At 66.4% G+C, this 20,696-nt stretch carries 15 protein-coding genes; 3 read left to right on the forward strand and 12 right to left on the reverse strand.

Features of this window, described 5'->3' with window-relative positions:
* Positions 1 to 10: 10 nt before the first annotated feature.
* The 5 genes from KAJ83_RS12055 to putP all read right to left on the reverse strand — a co-directional run bounded on the left by KAJ83_RS12055 (position 11) and on the right by putP (position 8,750).
* Positions 11 to 1,312: a TRAP transporter large permease gene (locus KAJ83_RS12055; RefSeq protein ID WP_210682323.1), complete on the reverse strand. Its 1,302-nt coding sequence runs from the start codon at positions 1,310 to 1,312 to the stop codon at positions 11 to 13.
* A complete protein-coding gene (locus tag KAJ83_RS12060; protein WP_210682324.1) occupies positions 1,309 to 1,941 on the reverse strand; it encodes a TRAP transporter small permease in 633 nt (210 codons plus the stop codon). Before KAJ83_RS12060 ends, KAJ83_RS12055 begins: the two co-directional genes overlap by 4 nt.
* Before the next feature lie 85 nt (positions 1,942 to 2,026).
* Positions 2,027 to 3,028: a TRAP transporter substrate-binding protein gene (locus KAJ83_RS12065; RefSeq protein ID WP_210682325.1), complete on the reverse strand. Its 1,002-nt coding sequence runs from the start codon at positions 3,026 to 3,028 to the stop codon at positions 2,027 to 2,029.
* Positions 3,029 to 3,151: 123 nt separating this feature from the next.
* Positions 3,152 to 7,114, reverse strand: a complete 3,963-nt coding sequence (gene putA, locus KAJ83_RS12070) for a bifunctional proline dehydrogenase/L-glutamate gamma-semialdehyde dehydrogenase PutA (protein WP_246484473.1) — start codon at positions 7,112 to 7,114, stop codon at positions 3,152 to 3,154.
* 151 nt (positions 7,115 to 7,265) lie between these two features.
* On the reverse strand, positions 7,266 to 8,750 hold the full coding sequence (gene putP / locus KAJ83_RS12075) for a sodium/proline symporter PutP (protein WP_210682326.1): 1,485 nt from the start codon (positions 8,748 to 8,750) through the stop codon (positions 7,266 to 7,268).
* Between the two features lie 372 nt (positions 8,751 to 9,122).
* Between putP and KAJ83_RS12080 the strand changes: the two genes are divergently transcribed.
* The 3 genes from KAJ83_RS12080 to KAJ83_RS12090 are packed head-to-tail and all read left to right on the forward strand — an operon-like array spanning position 9,123 to position 13,395.
* Positions 9,123 to 12,140 carry a molybdopterin oxidoreductase family protein gene (locus KAJ83_RS12080; protein WP_210682327.1) on the forward strand — a complete coding sequence of 1,006 codons (3,018 nt, stop codon included), beginning with the start codon at positions 9,123 to 9,125 and terminating at the stop codon, positions 12,138 to 12,140.
* Positions 12,137 to 12,880 (forward strand): 4Fe-4S dicluster domain-containing protein, encoded by a 744-nt coding sequence (locus KAJ83_RS12085; RefSeq protein ID WP_210682328.1) that lies wholly within the window; start codon positions 12,137 to 12,139, stop codon positions 12,878 to 12,880. The genes KAJ83_RS12080 and KAJ83_RS12085 overlap by 4 nt, the downstream gene beginning before the upstream one ends.
* A 14-nt stretch (positions 12,881 to 12,894) precedes the next feature.
* Positions 12,895 to 13,395 carry a GNAT family N-acetyltransferase gene (locus KAJ83_RS12090; RefSeq protein ID WP_210682329.1) on the forward strand — a complete coding sequence of 167 codons (501 nt, stop codon included), beginning with the start codon at positions 12,895 to 12,897 and terminating at the stop codon, positions 13,393 to 13,395.
* 23 nt (positions 13,396 to 13,418) lie between these two features.
* Here the strand turns inward: KAJ83_RS12090 and KAJ83_RS12095 are convergent, their stop codons facing one another.
* The 7 genes from KAJ83_RS12095 to KAJ83_RS12125 all read right to left on the reverse strand — a co-directional run bounded on the left by KAJ83_RS12095 (position 13,419) and on the right by KAJ83_RS12125 (position 20,684).
* On the reverse strand, positions 13,419 to 14,264 hold the full coding sequence (locus KAJ83_RS12095) for a carbohydrate ABC transporter permease (RefSeq protein ID WP_210682330.1): 846 nt from the start codon (positions 14,262 to 14,264) through the stop codon (positions 13,419 to 13,421).
* The gene (locus KAJ83_RS12100; RefSeq protein ID WP_210682331.1) at positions 14,261 to 15,136 is read right to left on the reverse strand and encodes a carbohydrate ABC transporter permease; all 876 of its coding nucleotides are present in this window, start codon (positions 15,134 to 15,136) and stop codon (positions 14,261 to 14,263) included. The genes KAJ83_RS12095 and KAJ83_RS12100 overlap by 4 nt, the downstream gene beginning before the upstream one ends.
* Positions 15,137 to 15,226: 90 nt before the next feature.
* A complete protein-coding gene (locus KAJ83_RS12105; protein WP_246484474.1) occupies positions 15,227 to 16,513 on the reverse strand; it encodes an ABC transporter substrate-binding protein in 1,287 nt (428 codons plus the stop codon).
* Between the two features lie 70 nt (positions 16,514 to 16,583).
* Positions 16,584 to 17,717 (reverse strand): ABC transporter ATP-binding protein, encoded by a 1,134-nt coding sequence (locus tag KAJ83_RS12110; protein ID WP_210682333.1) that lies wholly within the window; start codon positions 17,715 to 17,717, stop codon positions 16,584 to 16,586.
* Positions 17,714 to 18,508 (reverse strand): DeoR/GlpR family DNA-binding transcription regulator, encoded by a 795-nt coding sequence (locus tag KAJ83_RS12115; RefSeq protein WP_210682334.1) that lies wholly within the window; start codon positions 18,506 to 18,508, stop codon positions 17,714 to 17,716. The genes KAJ83_RS12110 and KAJ83_RS12115 overlap by 4 nt, the downstream gene beginning before the upstream one ends.
* Positions 18,509 to 18,780: 272 nt before the next feature.
* On the reverse strand, positions 18,781 to 19,386 hold the full coding sequence (locus tag KAJ83_RS12120) for an SAM-dependent methyltransferase (RefSeq protein ID WP_210682335.1): 606 nt from the start codon (positions 19,384 to 19,386) through the stop codon (positions 18,781 to 18,783).
* A complete protein-coding gene (locus KAJ83_RS12125) occupies positions 19,383 to 20,684 on the reverse strand; it encodes a multidrug effflux MFS transporter (RefSeq protein WP_210682336.1) in 1,302 nt (433 codons plus the stop codon). The genes KAJ83_RS12120 and KAJ83_RS12125 overlap by 4 nt, the downstream gene beginning before the upstream one ends.
* Positions 20,685 to 20,696 lie beyond the last annotated feature (12 nt).

Raw genomic sequence — 20,696 nt, forward strand, 5'->3', positions numbered from 1 at the left:
CCTTGGGAGGTCAGCGCCCCATGAGGCTCGGCAGATAGAGCGCGAGATCCGGCACCGCCGTCAGGATCACGATCGCGCCCCCCATCAACAGGAAGAAAGGCAGCGCCGCCCAGGCGACTTGCAGGATATTCCTGCCCGTCAGCGATTGCAGCACGAACAGGTTGAAGCCGACCGGCGGCGTGATCTGCGACATCTCCACCACGAAGACGAGATAGATGCCGAACCATATCGGGTCGATGCCCGCCTGCTCCACGATCGGCATGATGATCGATGTGGTCAGCACGATGATCGATATCCCATCGAGGAAACAGCCCATCACCACGAAGAAGATCGTCAGCGCGACCAGCAACTCGTTGGCGCTGAGCCCCATATCGCCGATCCAGGCGGCCAGCATGCGCGGAATTCCGGCGAAGCCCATCGCCGTCGTCAGGAAGGCCGCGCCCGCCAGGATGAAGGTGATCATGCAGGAGGTCCGCACCGCCCCCATCAGCCCGTCCCGGAAGCTCGTCCAGGAGAGGTCGCCCGAGCGCCAGGCGAGGATCAGCGCGATTACCACGCCGACAGCGGCCGCGTCCGTCGGCGAGGCGATGCCGAGATAGACCGACCCGATCACGCCCAGGATCAGCAGCATCACGGGCAGCAGTTCACGCCCGGCCCGCAGCCGCTCCGCGAGGCTCGTCCGGTCCTCCTGGGATGGCACCCTGGCGCGATTGACGAGCGCCCAGGCGACGATGAAGCCGGAGAACAGCAGCACCAGCAACACGCCCGGCAGAACCCCGGCGACGAAGAGGCGCGCGATCGACTGTTCCGTCGCGACGCCATAGACGATCAGGATGATCGAGGGCGGAATCAGCAGCCCCAACGTCGCGGAGCCCGCCAGCGTGCCGATCATCATCCGTTCGGAATAGCCGCGCTTCGTCAGTTCGGGGATCGAGATTTTACCCACCGTCGCCGCCGTCGCCGCCGACGAGCCGGAAACCGCCGCGAAGACCGCGCAGGCGAAGACATTCACATGCAGAAGCCGCCCCGGCAGCCGCGTCAGCCAGGGCGCCAGGCCGGAAAACAGATTGTCCGAGAGTTTCGATCGGAACAGAATCTCGCCCATCCAGATGAAGAGCGGCAGGGCGGCCAGGGCCCAACTGTTGCTCGCCCCCCAGGTGGAAGTGGCGAGCACCGTGCCGAGCGGCGCGTTGGAGAAGACCAGCAGCGACAGCGCCCCCACGAGGAACAGCGCGAAGGCAACCCACACCCCCATCGCCAGCAGGGCGAAGAGCAACGCCACCACGCCGGCGGACAGCAGGATTTCCGTCATCGGCCGTCCCCATCCATGGGCCCGCCCCCATCCGTGGACCGACCCATGGCCCCGGCCGCGGACCCCGAGGCGCCTTCGTCCCTACCGGCGAGCAACTGCTGTCCTTCCGCGTTGAAGGCCGCTTCCCCACCCAGGAGCAGCACGACCAGGTCGTCCAGGCAGGCGATGGTCAGCACACCGAGCCCCAACGTCATCGCCCCCTGCGGAATCCAAAGTGCGACTGGCACCATGCCGGACGTCACGTCGCCGAACGCGTGGGATTCAAGCGCCAGCACGCCCATGTACCAGGTGAAATAGGCGCTGAAGAGCGTCACGATCGCCGCGCCCAGGATATCGCACCCCCGGCGCGCACCCGCCGGGATATGCTGCAGCACCAGCGAGACACGGATATGCGCGCCATGCCGGAAGGCATAGGGCAGCGCGAAGAAACTGGCCGCCGCCAGGAAAAGCCCGGCGAAGGTCGAATAGGAGGGGATCACCAACCCGATGGCGGAGCCGGTCAACAGCCCCGCCACGCGATCGATGGCGTTGAGCGCCACCTGCGCGACGACCACCGCGCAGATGGCGACCAGGAACGCGGCGGCGATCAGGCCGCTTACCTCATATAGCCGGTTCAGAATGGCGCGCATGGGCGCTTCGGGACCTCGCCCGGGTCTCGTGACGGCGGGCGCGGCGAAACCGGGCATCCGGCCCCGACGCGTCCGCCGGTCACCGTCAATCGGCCTGATAGGCTTCGAGGATACGCTCGCCGGCGGGGCCGGCTTCCGCCTTCCAATCGGCGATCATCTCCTCGCCGATCTGCTTCAGGCCCTGCATCAGCGCCTCGGAGGGCTGATGCACCTCCATGCCGTTCTCGCTCAACATATCGGTCTTGGCCTGGGTCTCTTCCTGGCTCATCTGCCAACCGCGCGACTCGGCGGCCTTGGCGGCGTTGAGGACGGCGGTCTGCACGCTCTCATCCAACGCGCGGAAGGCCTTGCGGTTCACCACCACGATATTCTTCGGCACCCACGCCTTGATGTCGTAATAATGCTCGACGAAATCCCACGCCTTCGAATTGGCGCCGGTGGAGGGCGAGGTGATCATCGCCTCGACCCGCCCGGTGGCGAAAGCCTGCGGAATATCCGGCACTTCGACCTGCGTCGGGGCCATGCCGGCGAGCTGGGCGAACTTCTCCAGCGCCGCGTTGTAGGAGCGGAACTTGATGCCCTTCAGATCCTCGACCGTCTCGACCGGCTCTTTCGTATAGAGCCCCTGCGGCGGCCAGGCCACGGCATAGAGCGGCATCAGATCCTGCTCCGCCAGAAGTTCGGTCACGACCGGCGCCTGCGCGCGCCAGAGGGCTTCCGCCTGCTCGTAGGTGGTGGCGAGGAACGGTTGGGAGTCGATCCCGAAGGCCGCGTTCTCGTTGGTCAGAAGCGACAGGAAGAACTCCCCGATCGGTACCTGACGGCTGCGGACGGCGTTCTTGATCTCCGGATGCTTGAAGAGCGACCCGGCCGAGTGAACCGTGATCTCCAGCGCGCCGTCCGTCGCTTCCTTCACATCCTCCGCGAACTGCATGATGTTCTGCGTGTGGAAGGTCGCGTCCGGATACGGGGTCGGCATATCCCAGCTTTCCGCCGACGCCCCGCCCGAGGCGAGGCCGCCCGTCGCGAGCACCGCGGCCAGCGCGGCCGCCCCGGCGGTCTTCCCGATTGTCTTGCTCCACTGCATGGCCGTGACACCTCCTGTCCTGTTCGACGACGCCCGGTCGGCGCCCTTATGATCGCGGATTGTGGGACGGCCGCCGCCGCGCTGCAACAATAACGACGCCGAGCCGTCACGTTTCACGCGGAATCACTGCTCGCCGGGCAGGCTCCGGCCGCCGCCATCCTCGATCGACAGCAGGGACGCGTTACCGCCCGAAGCCGTCGTATCGATGCTGAGCGAGCGTTCGTGCACGAAGCGGTGCAGGTAGTTCGGCCCCCCGACCAGCGGCAAGCCGGGTGCCGCCGATTCGCCCGGCGCCTCTTCCGGGCTTTCCCGGAAGAGGATCAGGGGGCGGATTTCTCCGTCGCTATCGGCCAGGATCGCATTGATGCCGCAAGCCCGCTCGAACGGCCCGGCATAGGCGACCGCGTTCACCTGCCCCGAGGCGACCAGATCGGTGAGCGGCCGGTCCTTGCCCGGCGCGACCGCCACCGCCTTGTTCTTGGGCACGCCGGCCTTGTGGAACAGGGTAGCGACGCCCCCGGCCAGCTTCCCATCCGGATGATGGATCAGCACCATGTTGCCGGCGGCAAGCGCGGCCCCGCACTGCGCGACCAGCGCGCTCAAGGCGCGCGGACCCTCGCCCGCCACGCAGGCGACCAGCCCGCGCGGCCAGAGGCTCATCTCGTTGCGCTCCCCCGTCGGGCCGGGCAGGGCCAGGGGCTCCGTGAACTCCGCCGTCACCTGGGCCGCATGGACGCGCAGGAAATGGGCCGCGCGCGCGCGCTCCGCCTTGTCGGCGCCGTCCACGCCCTTGAGCGGGCCGCCGTCCCGGTCGAGCATATCCGCCGCCTCATCGAGTGCATCGGCCCGCGTTTCCACGTCGCCGCCCCATTCGCGCCCCTCCGCCTCGATCGCGGCGAGGGCGGATTTCAGGCTCTCGCCCGAGAGCACCTTTTCCGCCAAATCCGGCGATGTCGCCCAGTCCGCGCCGGCGCCCGAACCGCCGCCGTTGGTCTCGGCCACGAAGCGGTGAAGATAGTGCGGCCCACCCGCCTTCGGCCCGGTGCCGGAGAGCCCCTGCCCGCCGAAGGGCTGGACGCCGACGATGGCCCCGATCTGGTTGCGGTTGACGTAGGTATTGCCCACCCGTGCCCGGTTGAAGGCCTGTTTCCAGGTCTCGTCGATCCGGGTGTGAATGCCGAAGGTCAGGCCATATCCGGTGGCGTTGATCGCATCGACGACCTGATCCAGCCGGTCGGCCTTATAGCGCACGATATGCAGGATCGGGCCGAAGACCTCGCGTTGCAGGACGTTGATATTGTCGATCTCGAAGGCGGCGGGGGTAACGAAACTTCCCGCGTCGGTGCCGCCGCCCAGCTTCGCGCGCTTCACCTCGTTCGCCTCGCCCAGCATGCGCTTGATGTGGCTGTTGAGCATCGACTGCGCTTCCTCGTCGATGACGGGACCGACATCGGTGGAGACCAGCGCGGGGTCGCTTACCGTCAGTTCCTCCATCGCGCCCGCGATCATGTCGATCGTGCGTTCCGCCACGTCGTCCTGGACATAGAGAACGCGCAGGGCCGAGCAGCGCTGCCCCGCGCTTTGGAAGGCGGAGATCATGACATCGCGCGAGACCTGCTCCGTCAGCGCGGTCGAATCCACGATCATCGCGTTCATGCCGCCGGTCTCCGCGATCAGCGGCGGAATCTCGCCCGCCCGCTTGGACAGCGTGCGATTGATGATGCGCGCGACCTCGGTCGAACCTGTAAAACACACGCCGGTGACGCGCGGGTCCTTGACCAGCGCGCCGCCGACCCGCTCCCCGTCGCCCGGCAGGAGATGCAGCACCTCCCCCGGCACGCCGGCGCGATGCAGCAGGCGCACGGCCTCCGCCGCGATCAGCGGGGTCTGCTCCGCCGGCTTGGCGATCACCGCGTTGCCGGCGACCAGCGCCGCCGTCACCTGGCCGTTGAAGATCGCGAAGGGAAAGTTCCACGGGCTGATGCAGGTGAAGACGCCGCCGCCGGTCAGCGCGACCTCCCCGCCCCGGCCGTCGGGCGCGCGCAGCCGCTCGCCCTTCGCCAGATCGTTGCGCGCGCGCAGGGCGTAGTAGCGGCAGAAATCGATCGCCTCCCGAATTTCCGCGACGGCGTCCATCACGGATTTCCCGGCCTCGATGACACAGAGGCCCATCAGGCGCGACATCTCCGCTTCCATCAGGTCGGCCGCCTTTTCCAGGCAGGCCGCGCGCTCCTCCGCCGGGCGGGCGGCCCATTCGCGCGCCGCCTTGCTGGCGGTGGCCAGCGCGCCGTCCACCTGATCGGCCGTCGCCTCGCTTACCTCTCCGATGGTGAGCGCGTGGTTCTGGGGCGAGACGACGGATTTCTCCGCCTGCCCGTCGCGCGCCGCGCCGTCGATGATGGGGCCGCCGCGCCAGCTTTTGCCCAGGACCTCCGACATCTCCTCGCGCAGACGGTCGAGCACCACGCGATCGCTCAAATCCACGCCCTTGGCGTTCGTCCGGTCATGGCCATAGATATCCGCCGGCATGGGAATGCGCGGATGCGGCTTGCGGCGATAGGCGGCGACGGTCCGGATCGGATCGGCGATGATCTCCTCGACCGGCGTGTCCATATCCTGCATCCGGTTGACGAAGGAACTGTTGGCACCGTTCTCCAACAGCCGCCGGACGAGATAGGCCAGCAGGTCCTCATGCTGGCCGACGGGCGCGTAGATGCGGCAGCCGGCGCCGATGCCGTCCTGCTCGATCACCTGTTCGTAGAGTTCCTCGCCCATGCCATGCAGGCGCTGGAATTCGAAATCCCGCTCATTGCCCGCGAATTCCAGCACGGCCGCGATCGAATGGGCGTTGTGCGTCGCGAGTTGCGGATAGAAGGCATCGCGGTTGGCGAACAGTTTCCGCGCGCAAGCGAGATAGGAGACGTCCGTGTTGGCCTTGCGCGTGAAGACCGGATAGCCGCCCAGCCCCAATTCCTGAGCGCGCTTGACCTCCATATCCCAATAGGCGCCCTTGACCAGACGCACCATGAAGCGGCGCCCGTGCCGCCGTCCCATGTCGGCCAGATAGTCGAGCACATGGGGCGCGCGCTTCTGATAGGCCTGGACGACCACGCCGAAGCCGCTCCAATCCTTGAGGTCCGGGTCCGCCGAGATCGCCTCGATACAATCGAGGGAGATGTCGAGGCGATCCGCCTCCTCCGCGTCGATATTGAGGCCGATATCGTGCTTCGCCGCCTCGACGCAGAGCGCGCGCAGGCGCGGCACCAACTCGTCCATCACGCGCGCGTAGTGACCGACCTCGTAGCGCGGATGCAGCGCCGACAGCTTGACCGAGATGCCCGGCCCCGCGATCGGCCCGCGCTTCCCGGCCCGGGCGCCGATCTTCTCGATCGCCTGCTTGTAGCTTTGGAAATAGCGCTTGGCGTCGGCCATGGTCCGCGCCGCCTCGCCCAGCATGTCGTAGGAATAGCTGTAGCCGCGCTTCTCGAAGCTCTCGGCGCGCTCCAGCGCCTCCTCGATGGTCCGGCCCATGACGAACTGCCGGCCCATGATGCGCATCGCCTGATTGACGCTCTCGCGCACCACCGGCTCGCCCAGGCGCGCCACGAGACGACGCATGACGGCATCCGGCGAACGTCCCTTGTAACCGTGCATCCCGACGACCTTGCCCGTCATCATCAACGCCCAGGTGGAGGCGTTGACGAAGAGGGAGGAGGAATGGCCCAGATGCTTCTTCCAATCGGCGGTGCCCAGCTTATCGCGGATCAGACGTTCCCGCGTGCCGTCGTCGGGCACGCGCAGCAGCGCCTCCGCCACGCACATCAACAGGACACCTTCCTGGGTGGAAAGGCCGTATTCATGCAGGAAGGCGTCGATGCCACCCTGGTGCGCGGTCTCCTTGCGCACCGTCTCGACCAGCTTGCGGGCATAGGAATCGATATTGGCGCGGGATTGGTCCTTCAGGTCGAGTTGGCCCAGCAGGCTCTCGATGCACGCGGTCTCGTCCGCGCGGTAGTGCCGGTCGATCGCCGCGCGCAGCGCGCTCCGCTCGCCCAGCGGCTTCCTCAGGACCATTGCTCCCGCCATTACCCGTTCTCCCTGCCCGTTCTCTGTCCCTGATCTTGGTTTCACCCGGCGGAAGCGAGCCCGCCGCCGGCCGAGGCCGGCGGCGGAACCCGATATCTTCCAGGCACCCGACGACACTTAGCGCGCCATCGAATGCTTTTCTAGAAAAGCATCACCCCGCCGTTTCTATCCGACCGGACCGCAGCGACGCCTCCGTGCGGTCGTAGTCGTCGGTGACCGTCTTCGACGGGGCGGGCCCGATCTTGCTGACCAGGATCGCCGCGACGCCACACAGGATGAAGCCGGGCACGATCTCGTAGAGGTCGAAAAGACCGCCCGAGAGCTGCTTCCACACGACGACCGTGACCGCCCCCACGATGAGACCGGCGGCCGCGCCGTTGCGGCTCAAGCCCCGCCAGAAGAGCGAGAGGATGACGATCGGCCCGAAGGCCGCGCCGAACCCGGCCCAGGCGTAGCTAACGAGGTCGAGGACGTTGCTGTCCCGGTCCATCGCCAGCAGCGTCGCGAGCAATGCGATCCCGACCACCGCGAGGCGACTGACCTGGACCAGTTCCTTCTGGCTGGCGTCCTTACGCAGGAAGGCCTTGTAGATATCCTCCGTCAGCGCCGAGGAGCAGACCAGCAACTGGCTATCGATCGTGCTCATGATCGCCGCCAGGATCGCCGCCAGCAGGAAGCCCGACACCCAGGGGTGGAACAACACCTGGACGAAGGAGATGAAGACGGTCTCGCTGTTCGCCAACGGGTTGTCGGCGAAATAGGCGATACCGGAATAACCCACGAAGATCGCGCCATAGAGGCCGAAGATCATCCAGCCCATGTTGATCAGACGCGCCGTCGGCACGTCGGACGGGCTGCGCACCGCCATGAAGCGGGCCAGGATATGCGGCTGACCGAAATAGCCGAGGCCCCAGGCCATCAAGGAGATGATGCCCATCAGGGTCATGTCCGTCATGACGCCGTTATAGCTCGGGTCCATCTGGCCGACCGTGTCGGTCAACTGGTCCCAGCCGCCCATCTCGTTGACCGCGATGATGGGAACGACGATCAGCGCCAGGAACATCAGGATACCCTGCACGAAGTCGGTCCAACTCACCGCCATGAAGCCGCCGAGGAAGGTGTAGGAGACGATCACCAGCACCCCGATCCACAGCGCCCATTGATAGGAGAGGTTGAACGTCTCCTCGAACAACACCCCGCCGGCGACGAGGCCGGAGGATACGTAGAAGGTGAAGAACAACAGGATCACCGCAGCCGAGATGATGCGCAGGATATGCGAGCGATCATCGAACCGATTCTCCAGATAGTCCGGAATGGTGATCGAATCCTTCGCGACCTCGGTATAGACGCGAAGCCGCTTGGCGACGAACTGCCAGTTGAGGTAGGCGCCGATGACGAGCCCGATGCCGATCCATATCTGGTTCATGCCCGATGCGTAGACCGCGCCCGGCAGGCCCAGCAGGAGCCATCCGCTCATATCCGACGCGCCCGCCGAGAGCGCCGCGACGGCGGGGTTCAACCCACGGCCGCCGAGAATATAATCCGAAAGATTGCTGGTCAGCTTGTAGCAGATCAGCCCGATCGCCAGCATCCCGATCAGATAGATCGCGAAGGCGAATATCGTTCCCATGGCCATGGTGCCGTTCCCTTCCCCTGTCCGCTACTTCTTGAGGAAGTAAGTGAGAAGAGAGAGCGCGAGCACGCTCAACATCGGCACGAACAGCCAGAACCACGTCGCCGTGGACAAAGCCCCTTGCATGATCAACCTCCACCCATCGTGATGCGGCCGCCGGTGGGTCCCGGAAACGCCGCTTATTAGTTCGGTTGCCTAATCACGGTAGGCGCGTCATCCAATGGTTGTCAAAAAGCAAATATTCCGGCGTTCATCGACTCTCGGACTGGCCGAATCGAACATGAGGGATTGGCACGGTCGGAAGGGGAAGCTTTTCCTCTATAGAATCAGGCGAGAATTGTCAGACATCGTCATCGAACCGACCGAAAAGAGGCCATGGCCTTCCAGGAACCCGACGTCCCCCTCACCCGCCCGGCCGCGGACGAAATCCGCAAGACCACCTGCTATATGTGCGCCTGCCGCTGCGGCATCCGGGTGCATATGAAGGATGGCGCGATCCGTTATATCGACGGGAATCCGGATCATCCGGTGAACCGGGGCGTGCTCTGCGCCAAGGGATCGGCCGGGTTGATGCAGCATCTCTCGCCCGCGCGCCTGACCAAGCCGCTGAAGCGCGTGGGACCGCGCGGCGCCGGCGAATTCGAGGAGATCGAGTGGGAGGAGGCCCTGCGCCTCGCGACCGACTGGCTGGGCGATGTCCGCACCCGCGATCCCAAGCGTCTGGCCTTCTTCACCGGCCGCGACCAGAGCCAATCGCTGACCGGCTGGTGGGCTGCCAAGTTCGGCACGCATAATTTCGCGGCCCATGGCGGCTTCTGCTCCGTCAACATGGCGGCGGCCGGGCTCTATTCGATCGGCAGCAGCTTCTGGGAGTTCGGCGAACCCGACTGGGAGCGGACCAAGCTGTTCCTGCTCTTCGGCGTGGCGGAGGATCACGAGTCGAATCCGATCAAGCTCGGCCTCGGCAAGCTGAAGACGCGCGGGGCGAAGGTGATCTCCATCAACCCGGTGCGGACCGGCTATTCGGCGATCGCCGACGAATGGGTCGGGGTGCGGCCGGGCACCGACGGCCTGTTCGCGGGCGCGCTGATCCGGGAGTTGCTGCGCGCCGACCGGATCGATCATGCATGGCTCGCCGCGATGACGGATGCCGCCTTCCTGGTGATCCGCGATCCCGGCGCGGCCGATGACGGCCTTTACGCCCGGGACGAGGAGGGGCGCGAACTGGTCTGGGACGGCGCGCGCGGCGCCTGCGCGCCCTCCGACGATCCGGACGCCCGGCCCGTCCTGGCGGGGGAACGCGCGCTGCCCGACGGCCGGCGCGCCGTACCGGCCTTCCAACTGGTGGCGGAACGGTTCCTGGAGCCCGGCTTCGCCCCGGAGGAAGCGGCCGCCAAGACCGGCGTGCCCGCCGCCACGATCCGCCGCATCGCGCGTGAGTTGGCGGAAGCCGCCTTCGACGATAGCGCGGATTTGGATGTCGCCTGGACCGATTGGGCCGGACGCCGGCACGACAAGATGACGGGACGCCCCGTCGCGATGCATGCGATGCGCGGGATTTCCGCCCATTCCAACGGGTTCCATACCTGTCGGACGCTTCATCTGTTGCAGATGATGCTGGGCGCGATCGACCGGCCCGGCTCCTCCCGCCACAAGCCGCCCTTTCCGCGCCCCTGCCCGCCGGGCCCGAAACCGGCGGGGCCGGCCGCCGGGCCGAACGAGGCGCTGTCCGGCATGCCCCTCGGCTTCCCGACGGGGCCGGAGGATCTGCTGGTCGAGGAGGACGGCACCCCGCTGCGCATCGACAAGGCCTATAGCTGGGAATATCCGATCGCCGCGCACGGCCTGATGCACATGGTGCTGCACAATGCCTGGGCCGGCGATCCCTACGAGGTCGACGTGCTGTTCATGTACATGGCGAACATGGGCTGGAACAGCGCGATGAACGTCCCGGCGACGCTGAAATACCTGACCGACAAGAAGGAGGACGGCAGCTACCGTATCCCGAGGATCATCTATTCCGATGCGTATTATTCGGAGACGGTGGCCTATGCCGATCTGGTCCTGCCGGACACCACCTATCTGGAGCGGTGGGATTGCATCTCGCTGCTGGATCGCCCGATCAGCGGGGCGGAGGGGCCGGGCGATTCCATCCGCTGGCCCGTGGTGGAACCCGACCGCGACGTGCGGCCGTTCCAGGATGTGCTGCTGCAACTGGGCGCGCGGCTGCGCCTGCCGGGATTCGTCGACGAGGCCGGCAATCCGGCCTATCCCGGCGGTTATCCCGATTACATCGTCAATCACGAGCGCGCGCCGGGTATCGGCCCGCTGGCCGGTTGGCGCGGCGAGACGGGCGCGGATCACGGCCGCGGCGCGGTCAATCCGGACCAACTGAAGCGCTATATCGAGAATGGCGGCTTCTGGCGGGAGCATTTCCCGGACGACCAGCTCTATTTCAAGCACGCCAACAAGGCCTATCTGGAGAACGCGCACGCCAAGGGCTGGATTCCCTCCAGCGACCGGATCGTCCTTCGCCTCTATTCCGAGGTGATGCAGAAGTTCCGTCTGGCGGCCCAGGGCCACGGCCCCAACCAGCCGCCGGAGAAGGACCGGGCCCGCGTCGCGCGCTATTTCGACCCCATCCCCTTCTGGTATCCGCCGTTCGAGGGAACCTCCGAGGAGGCGGGGCAGAGCGCGGCCGACTTCCCGCTCAGCGCCATCACCCAGCGCCCGATGCATATGTATCATAGCTGGGGAAGCCAGAATGCCTGGCTGCGCCAGATCACGGCGCGCAACCGCCTCTATCTCCACCCGGAAACAGCGACGGCGATCGGCGCGCGCGACGATGATTGGGTTTGGATCACCTCCCCCATCGCGCGGGTGAAGGCGCAGATCAAAACCATGCACGGGGTGGAGAAGGGCACCGTGTGGACCTGGAACGCGATCGGCAAGCGGCGCGGGGCCTGGGGCCTCGACGAAGGCGCGCCGGAGACGGAGAAGGGCTTCCTCCTCAACCATCTGATCAACGATCTGCTGCCGGTGCGCGACGGCGGGTTGAGCTATGCCAACGCCGATCCGGTGACGGGGCAGGCCGCCTGGTACGATCTGCGCGTGCGGGTCGAGAAATGCGCCCCCCACGAGGCCGGGACGACGGAGCCGATGTTCGAGCGCCTGGAGGCCCCGCCCCCCACCGGCGGACGGCCCACGGTTCTGCGCGCGGTCGGCCGCAATGACGGGGTCGCGCAAACCACCCCCGCCCGCCAGGCCGACTGGATCGGCCAGCGCGCGGTGCATGCCGCCGCCGGCACGGGCATCGCGGCCATGGGCGGCGGACGGCGGATCGACGAGGCGCTCCCGACCGAGGGCGCGGACGAAGAGGAGACGCGGCGATGACCAGCCTCCCGACCGTCGAACCGGCCCGCAAGCTCGGCCTCGTCATCGACCTGGACATCTGCGTCGGTTGTCATGCCTGCGCCGTCCATTGCAAGGAATGGAATACTGGCGGCCATTCCGGCCCGCTGCCCGACCACAACCCCTATGGCGCGGACCCGTCCGGCGTCTGGTTCAACCGCATCCACAGCTTCGAGGTCGAGGCGGAGGACGGCCAGGGCGGGCGGACCGTGCATTTCCCGAAAAGCTGCCTGCATTGCGAGGATGCGCCCTGCGTCACCGTCTGCCCGACGGGGGCCAGCTATAAACGGGCCGAGGACGGAATCGTCCTGGTCAATGCCGACCATTGCATCGGCTGCAAGCTGTGCAGTTGGGCCTGCCCCTACGGCGCGCGGGAATATGACGAGGACGCCGGCGTGATGAAGAAATGCACGCTCTGCGTCGATCGGATCTATAATTCGGCGCTGCCGGCGGATATGCGCGTTCCCGCCTGCGTCAGCACCTGCCCGGCCGGCGCGCGCAGCTTCGGCGATCTCGGCGATCCGGAGAGCGACGTGTCCAAGCTGGTCGCGGCGCGTGGCGGCTACGACCTGATGCCGGAGCAGGGCTGCAAGCCGACCAACAAATATCTGCCGCCGCGCCCCCGCCGGATGGAAGCGACGGGCGACGATCCCGACACCACCGAACAGGCCGCGCCGGAAAGCGTGATCGCCCGCTTCATGGATCGTATCCTGTCCCTTTAACGGGAGAGACGATCATGGCCGACATCCGTGCCTATGAAGACCGCGATTGGCCCGCGGTCTGGGCGATCCTGCAGCCGATCTTCGACGCCGGGGACAGCTATCCCTATCCCGGCGATATCGCGGAGGAGGAGGCGCGGCGCCTCTGGACCCGGGCACCGGAGGCAAGCTTCGTCGCCGAGGAGAAGGACGCGGAGGGAAGCACCCGCATCCTCGCCACCTATTTCCTGAAACCCAATCAGTCGGGGCGCGGCGCCCATGTCTGCAATTGCGGCTACGCCACCGACCCGGCCGCGCGGGGCAAGGGGCTGGCCACCGCGCTGTGCCGCCATTCCCAGGACGAGGCGCGGGCACGCGGCTATCGCGCGATGCAGTTCAATTTCGTCGTCGCCACGAACGTGGGGGCCGTCCGCCTCTGGCAGCGGGAGGGCTTCGCGATCGTCGGCACCCTGCCCGGTGCCTTCGCGCATCCGACGCACGGCTTCGTCGACGCCCATGTGATGTTCAAGCGGCTGTGAGTCCCCACCGTTCGGGGATGCGGCTATTTGATGCCCGCGCGCATGAAGCTCTGCACGAACTGGCGCTGGAACAACAGGAAGGCGATCAATAGCGGGCCGGAGGTCATCAGCGTCGCCGCCGTGATGATCGACCAGTCGATCCCCTGATCGACGGCGGAGAAGACGGAGAGCCCGACCGTAACCGGCCGCGTCTCGACCGAGTTGGTGACGATCAGCGGCCAGAGGAAATTGTTCCAATGATGGCTGACGGAAACCAGCCCATAAGCCAGATAGGTCGGCTTGGCCAGGGGCACATAGACCTTCAGCATGACGCCGAGGGGGCCCGCCCCCTCGACCCGGGCAGCCTCCTCCAATTCCTTCGGCACCGTCATGAAGGTCTGGCGCAGGAGGAAAATCCCGAAGCCCGACGCGATATAGGGCAGGCCGATCGCCGCGATGGTGTCCACCAGCCCCAGCATGCGCATGGTGGCGTAATTCTCCACGATCAGGATATCGGGCATCACGAGGAGTTGCAGCAGCACCAGCGTGAACAGGATAGACGAACCCGGAAAGCGATAGCGCGCGAAGGCATAGGCCGCGAGCGTGCAGAGCACGAACTGCCCCACCAGGATGAAGGTGACGAGCAGCACCGTGTTGAGGAAATAGCGCGCGAAGGGCGCCGCCTCCCAGGCGCGCGCGAAATTGTCGAGGGTAAGCGGCGCGAGAGGATCGAACCGGGTCGCGAATTCCCCCGGATGGAAGGCCGTCCAGAGCGCGTAGATCAACGGCAGGAACCAGATCAGCGCCAGCGCCCAGGCCCCCAGCGAATTCAACAGCCGGTCATAGTCCACGGACCGGCCGATACCGGCGGAGAGGGAGCGCGCCGTCATCGGTAATGCACCCTTCTGTCGATCAGATGGAACTGCCCGATCGCGAGCACGGAGAGAATCGCCAACACCACCACCGTCAGTGTTGAGGCATAGGCGGTATCCCAGAACTTAAACGCGGTCTCGTAGATGTAGTAGAGCAGCAGGGAGCTGTGATTGTCCGGCCCGCCCTCCGTCATGACGAAGATGTGGTCGACCAGCCGCACCGCGTTGATGACCGCGTTGATGGACACGAACAGCGTCGTCGGCATCAGCAGCGGAAAGGTCACGCGGCGGAAGAAGGTCCAGCGGCTCGCCCCCTCGATCGCGGCGGCCTCGCGCAGGCTGGGCGGTATCGATTGCAGGGCGGCCAGATAGAAGATCATGAAGAAGCCCGCCTCCTTCCAGATCGCCACCACCATGACGGCGCCGAGCACGAGTTGCGGGTCGCCCAGCCAATTGACCTGCGCGCCGCCGAACAGGGCACGCACCTGATCGATCAGACCGAAACCGGGGGTATAGAAGAACATCCAGATATTGGCGGTGGCGATCAGCGGCAGCACGGTCGGCGCGAAATAGGCCATGCGGACGAAACCGCGCCCCTTCAGCTTGCCGTCGACCCAAAGCGCCATGGCGATCGCCAGCGCGATCGATACCGGAATGGTGACAAGCGCGTAGAGCGCATTGTTCTCCAGCACCCGCCAGAAGGTCGCGTCGTTCAGCAGGAACTCGTAATTCGCGGTGCCGACGAATGTCGCCGGCCGCGCACCGCGCGGCGTGGAGAAGAAGCTGTCGATGATCGTCTTGACGGCCGGAACATGGGTGAAGGCGAACAGCAGCACCAGGGCAGGCGTCAGCAGCAGCCAGCCGTGGATCCATTCGATACGTCGCGTCATCGCCTCATATCCCCACCCGATGGGGGTCACGGCCGGGCCACCGGCGGCGGGGTCCAGGACCCCCGCCGCCGACGGTCGGCCGCCCCCGCCTCAGCGATAGGCGCTCAGGATGCGGTCGGCCTGGGCCTGCGCTTCATCCAACGCGGTCTTCGGGTCCTTCTGACCCGTGATCGCGGCTTCCAGCGCGTCGTTCAGGATCGTCGTGATGCGCTGGTTCTGGTAGGTGGCAAGCTCCGCCACCGCATATTCCAACTGATCGCGCGCGACCTTCGCCTGCGGGAAGCCTTCGACATACTCCTTCATCGCCGGCGTCTCCCAGGCGTCGGGACGCGGGGCGACATAGCCGGTCGCGATCGACCAGCGCGCGGCCTGCTCCGGCGCGGATATCCACTTGATGAAGTCGAGCGAGGCCTTCTGCTGCGCGTCGGTCGAGTCCTTGAAGATGTAGAAATTGCCGCCGCCGGTCGGCGCGCCCGGGCGCACCTTCGCGGGCAGCATGCCGACGCCGAAATCGAAGGGCGCGTTCTCGCGCACATTCGTCAGATTGCCGGTCGTCGTCCACATCATCGCCGTCTGCCCCTCGAAGAAGGCTTTCGGCGTCGCGCCCCATTCGATGATGCCGGGCTGCATGACCTCATGCTTGGTGGAGAGGTCGACGAGATATTGCAGCGCCTCGATCACCTTCGGATCGTCGAAATTGGTCTCGTTGCCGGCGTCGTTCGCCAGGATCACGTCGTTCTGCGTGGTCAGCCCCTGGAACAGCCAATAGGGAAAGCCGGAGGACGGGATGCGCACGCCCCATTGGGTGACGTTACCGTCGGCGTCGCGCTTGGTCAGCTTCTTGCCGAATTCGACCTGCTCCTCCCAGTTGGCGGGGGGCGTCTCGGGGTCCAGCCCGGCCTCGGCGAAGGCTTCCTTGTTCCAATAGAGCACCGGGGTGGAGCGCTGGAACGGAATGCCGTAGGTCTTGCCGCCGGTCGTGCTGTTATCCATGAAGGCCGGATAAAAAGCGTCGAGCCAGGCTTGGTCGGCCCCGTCCTCGATCACGTCCTCGAAGGCGACGATGGCGTCTTCCTCGATCAACGTAAACATATCGACCGACAGGATCACGGAGAGCTGAGGCGGCGTGCCGCCGCGAACGGCCGTCAGCGTCTTGGTGATCGTGTCCTGATAGCTGCCGGCATAGACCGCGTCGATGGTCACGTCCGGATTGGCCTTCACATAGTCGTTCGTCAGATCCTCGATCGTCTGGGCGGCCTTGCCGCCGACCGCGACGGGAAAGAAGAACTGCAATTCGACCGCCTGCGCGCTGGTCGAGAGCATGGCGCCAAGCGCGGCCGCGCCGGCGAGCATACCCGCTTTCTTCAGGATGGACATGGTGACCTTGCTCCTCATGCTTGGGGAAGGATGGTGGGTTCGGAATACCGGCGCGCCGTCGACCATCGGGTCACGCCTTGCTTATCGCGGGGATCGGCGCGGGACCGTCGCCATCCAGGCGCCGGCCGCTCCCGCCGTCGAAGAAATGCTGCGCGCGCGCGGGCCATGTCAGCCGAATCGGCGCGCCGGCCTGAAGCCGCCGCCGATGCGGCAGGCGCGCCGTCAGGACCTGATCCGCCGTTCGGCAGGAAACCAGATTGTCCGCGCCGAGATATTCCACGCTCTCGACCGTCGCCTCGATCCCCGGCGTGCCGGCATCGGCCAGCGCCAGATCCTCCGGCCGCACGCCGAGAAGTACGGGACGCGCGTCGGCCACCGGCACCGACGCGCGATCCAGGATCGCGCCGCCGCGCGAGGTGCCGCCATTCTCCACGCCGGCGGCGCGCCACCCGTCCTCGCAACGCGCGATCTCGATCAGGTTCATCGGCGGGGTGCCGATGAAGCGCGCGACGAAGGCGCTGGTCGGCCGGTCATAGAGGGCGCGGGGGGCGTCCGCCTGCTCGACCCGGCCCTGGTTCAGCACCACGATACGGTCGGCCATGCTGAGCGCCTCGGCCTGGTCGTGCGTGACATAGACCATGGTAAGGCCCAGCGCGCGTTGCAGGGCCCGCAGTTCGTTGCGCATCTCGTGCCGCAGCTTGGCGTCGAGATTGGAGAGCGGCTCGTCCATCAGGCAGATCGGCTTCTCCGCGATGATCGCGCGGGCCAGCGCCGTGCGCTGCTGCTGACCGCCGGAAATCTGGGATGGCTTGCGATGAAGCAGGGGTGTCAGCCCCAGCATCTCGGCAACCCGGTCGAGGCGCCGCGCGCGCTCCGCCTTGGCCACGCGCCGGACCTTGAGGCCGAAGAGGATATTCTCCGCCACGTTCAGATGCGGGAAGAGGGCATAGGACTGGAAGACCATCGCGATATCGCGACCGTTCGGCGGGCGATGCGTCACGTCCCGGCCGTCGATCAGGACCTGCCCGCCGCTGGCGCTTTCCAGCCCCGCCACCAGGCGCAGTGTCGTGGACTTGCCGCAACCGGACGGCCCCAGCAGGACGGTGAAGGCCCCGGCCTCCGCCGTGAAGCTCACCCGGTCCACGGCCACCGTCTCGCCCCAGCGCTTCTCCAACGCGCGCACCTCGATCGACACGCCGCTCATGCGACCTCCTCGTCCCGGCAGAGGACGAGGGTACGGCCCGCCGCCTCCAGCGCCGCCACGATCGTCGTCGGCGGTGGCGCGTCGCAGAAGATGACATCGGCGTCCGTGATATGGCCGCCGCGCACATGGGCGGCACGACCGAACTTCGTCGAATCCAGGACCAGATAACTGGCGCGGCAATTGCGCCGGATGGCCTCCCGCACCCGAATCTCGTCCTCATGGAAATCCAGAAGTTCGCCGTCCGCGTCCACACCGCCCACGCCGTAGAGGCCGATATCGACCTTGAAGCGGGCGAAGAAGGCCTCGACCTCCGGGCCGATCACGTCGCGCGCGGCCAGCCGGATGGTGCCGCCCGGCATATGCACCTCCGCCCCCGGCGCGTCGCAGGCGCTGAGCGCCGCCATCAGATTGTTGGTATAGAGCCTGAGCCCGCGATGGCGGACGAGGTGACGCACGGCGATCTCCGGCGTCGTGCCGATGCTGACCGCGATGCTGGCGCCCGTCGGCACATGGCGGGCGACGGTGCGGGCAAGTTGCTCCTTCGCCGCGCCGTTCAGGATGCGCCGCTCGCCATAATTCAGGTTGGTTTCGGGGCTGGGAAGCTCGACCCCGCCATGTCGGCGCTTCAATACGCCGAGGTCACTGAGATCGTTTATGTCGCGACGGATCGTCTGCGTCGTCACCGCGAAATGCGCGGCCAGTTCCGCCACCGTCTGAAATCCGTGCTGGCGCACGCGCTCGGCGATCTGCGCCTGCCGCTCCGTCACACCGCCGATCGACCCGCCCGTCATCTCGTCCGCGCCTTCGCCTTCCCTTGGGTTGGGTGGGGAGGCCGGACGCATCGCCGCGCGACCGGCCACCCCGACCGTCGATGTCAGGGATAGACGCGGTCGGTTTCACCACGACGTCGCGCGCATGACGTTTTGGTTTCAAATGAACGTTCGGATGAACTTTCCGTATGCGATCGCGCGGACACGCACCCGCAGCCCCGCGCCGTGACGGCCCGGCGGAATGTTGGCGAAATCTATGGTTAAGGGATACGGCGGGTAAGGGATACGACCGGTCAGGCGATCGGCTTGCGGGCGACGAGGTCGATCAAGGCGGACATGCCGGAATGGCCGCTTCCTTCCTCGATCTCGCGGTCGTAACTCATCAGTTCCAGAATCTCGAAATCGCCGAACGCCTCGTTCAACAGATCCTCGGTATACATGTTCTCCGCATGCGGCGGCCCGCCCGTGCCGTAGGCGATCTGCTCCGGCCGGTAGCCATGCAGCAGCAAGGTGCCGCCGGGCTTCAGCGCACGTTTCATGCCGGCGAACAGTGCCGGGCGTTCGTCCGGCGTCGCGAACTGAATGAAGATCGCGACGACGAGGTCGAAGGCCGCCTCCGGCCAGTCCCAGTTCAGCACGTCGACCGCTCGGAAATGAACCGACACCGCGCGGTTGGACGCCAGGGCGCGGGCCTTCTCCAACGCCACCTCGGACGCGTCGATTGCGGTGACTTCCAGCCCCTTCCGCGCCAGGAAGACGGAATTGCGTCCCTCCCCGTCCGCGACGGAGAGCGCGCGCTGCCCCGGCAGAAGGAAGCTTTCATGCGCCGTCAGGAACCCGGCCGGTTCCGTCCCGAAGAGATAGCCGGGGACGGCATAACGCTCGTCCCAATTGCTCATGACCGGGCCTCCTTCTCATGCTCCGGCGTCGGCTGGCACAGCTTGCCGCGCTCCGTAATGAATAGGATCACGAGCGACAGCGCGGCGAAACCGCTGAATCCCGTCGCCAGAGGGAGGATCGTGCCGTCGAAGGCTTGACCGACCAGGAACCCGCCGCCTGCGCCGACCAGGATCGTCACCGCCCCGATGATGGAGGAGGCGATGCCCGCCACATGCTGCTGCGGTTCCATGGCGATCGAGTTGAAATTCGCGAAGATCAACCCCACCAGCGGCATGGTGCACCCTAGCAACGGCAGGAAAACATAGGCGGAAAGAAGATCGAGATGCGCCAGCACCAGCATCACGACGGAGAAGACGAGGAACATGATCACCGCGCCGTGCCCCATGATCCGCATGCCGAACCGCTCCACCAGCGCCGAATTGACGAAGGAGGCGAGCGCGATTCCGCTGGCCACCACGGCGAAGACCAGCGGGAACCATTGGCCGAGGCCCAGCACCTCCGCCAACACCTGCTGGGCGGAATTGATGAAGCCGAAAAGCGCGGCCAGGAAAGTACCGGCGGACAGCATATAGCCCACCGTCTGCCGCGCGCCGAAGATCGAGCCCAGCGCTTCAAGGACCGGCGCGACCTCGATCGGCCGCCGATACTCGGGATTCAGGGTCTCCGGCAAGCGGCGCAGACAAATCCAGAAGACGATGACCGCATAAACGAACAGCAGCACGAAGATCATGTGCCAATTCGCGAACAGCAGCACCCCCTGCCCCAGCGAGGGCGCGACCACCGGCACCGCCATGAAGACCATGAAGACCAGCGACATGACCCGCGCCATCTGCCGGCCGCCGTAACAGTCGCGCACCACCGCCACCGCCACCACGCGCGGCGCGGCCGAGCCCAGCCCCTGCACGAAGCGGCCGATCAGCAGCGCCTCCATCGACGGTGAGATCGCGCAGAAGAACGCCGCCGCGCCGTAGATCACCAGCCCGGCCAGCAGCACCGGCCGCCGGCCGTACCGATCCGAAAGCACCCCCATGGCCAACTGCCCGAGACCGAACCCGATCAGATAGGCGGAGATAACGGTCTGGGCATAGTTCGGGTCCGAGAGATGGAAGCTCCGCTCGATATTCGGGAAGCCCGGCAACATGATGTCGATGGCGAGCGCGTTGAGGGCCATGAGAGCCGCGACCAACGCGACGAAACCGCCGAAGCTCAGGGGAGCATGGCGGTTGGCGGGGGAGGGTTTTTCAGGCATGAGTTTCGAATAGGCGAGCACGCGCGGCCTGTCCACCCCCAGCGCCATGCCCAAACCGCA

Origin of the sequence: Marivibrio halodurans, from assembly GCF_017963645.1 — a bacterium.
In the GTDB taxonomy this organism is placed as follows: Bacteria; Pseudomonadota; Alphaproteobacteria; order UBA8366; family Aestuariispiraceae; genus Marivibrio; species Marivibrio halodurans.

Bases quoted from the DNA above. Each gene is read 5' to 3' on its own strand.
- putP (WP_210682326.1), bottom strand. From the start codon at position 8,750: ATGGCCATGGGAACGATATTCGCCTTCGCGATCTATCTGATCGGGATG.
- KAJ83_RS12110 (WP_210682333.1), bottom strand. From the start codon at position 17,717: ATGAGCGGCGTGTCGATCGAGGTGCGCGCGTTGGAGAAGCGCTGGGGC.
- KAJ83_RS12085 (WP_210682328.1), top strand. From the start codon at position 12,137: ATGACCAGCCTCCCGACCGTCGAACCGGCCCGCAAGCTCGGCCTCGTC.
- KAJ83_RS12120 (WP_210682335.1), bottom strand. From the start codon at position 19,386: ATGAGCAATTGGGACGAGCGTTATGCCGTCCCCGGCTATCTCTTCGGG.
- KAJ83_RS12100 (WP_210682331.1), bottom strand. From the start codon at position 15,136: ATGACGCGACGTATCGAATGGATCCACGGCTGGCTGCTGCTGACGCCT.
- KAJ83_RS12115 (WP_210682334.1), bottom strand. From the start codon at position 18,508: ATGACGGGCGGGTCGATCGGCGGTGTGACGGAGCGGCAGGCGCAGATC.
- putA (WP_246484473.1), bottom strand. From the start codon at position 7,114: ATGGCGGGAGCAATGGTCCTGAGGAAGCCGCTGGGCGAGCGGAGCGCG.
- KAJ83_RS12080 (WP_210682327.1), top strand. From the start codon at position 9,123: ATGGCCTTCCAGGAACCCGACGTCCCCCTCACCCGCCCGGCCGCGGAC.
- KAJ83_RS12125 (WP_210682336.1), bottom strand. From the start codon at position 20,684: ATGGCGCTGGGGGTGGACAGGCCGCGCGTGCTCGCCTATTCGAAACTC.
- KAJ83_RS12090 (WP_210682329.1), top strand. From the start codon at position 12,895: ATGGCCGACATCCGTGCCTATGAAGACCGCGATTGGCCCGCGGTCTGG.
- KAJ83_RS12065 (WP_210682325.1), bottom strand. From the start codon at position 3,028: ATGCAGTGGAGCAAGACAATCGGGAAGACCGCCGGGGCGGCCGCGCTG.
- KAJ83_RS12095 (WP_210682330.1), bottom strand. From the start codon at position 14,264: ATGACGGCGCGCTCCCTCTCCGCCGGTATCGGCCGGTCCGTGGACTAT.
- KAJ83_RS12055 (WP_210682323.1), bottom strand. From the start codon at position 1,312: ATGACGGAAATCCTGCTGTCCGCCGGCGTGGTGGCGTTGCTCTTCGCC.
- KAJ83_RS12060 (WP_210682324.1), bottom strand. From the start codon at position 1,941: ATGCGCGCCATTCTGAACCGGCTATATGAGGTAAGCGGCCTGATCGCC.
- KAJ83_RS12105 (WP_246484474.1), bottom strand. From the start codon at position 16,513: ATGTCCATCCTGAAGAAAGCGGGTATGCTCGCCGGCGCGGCCGCGCTT.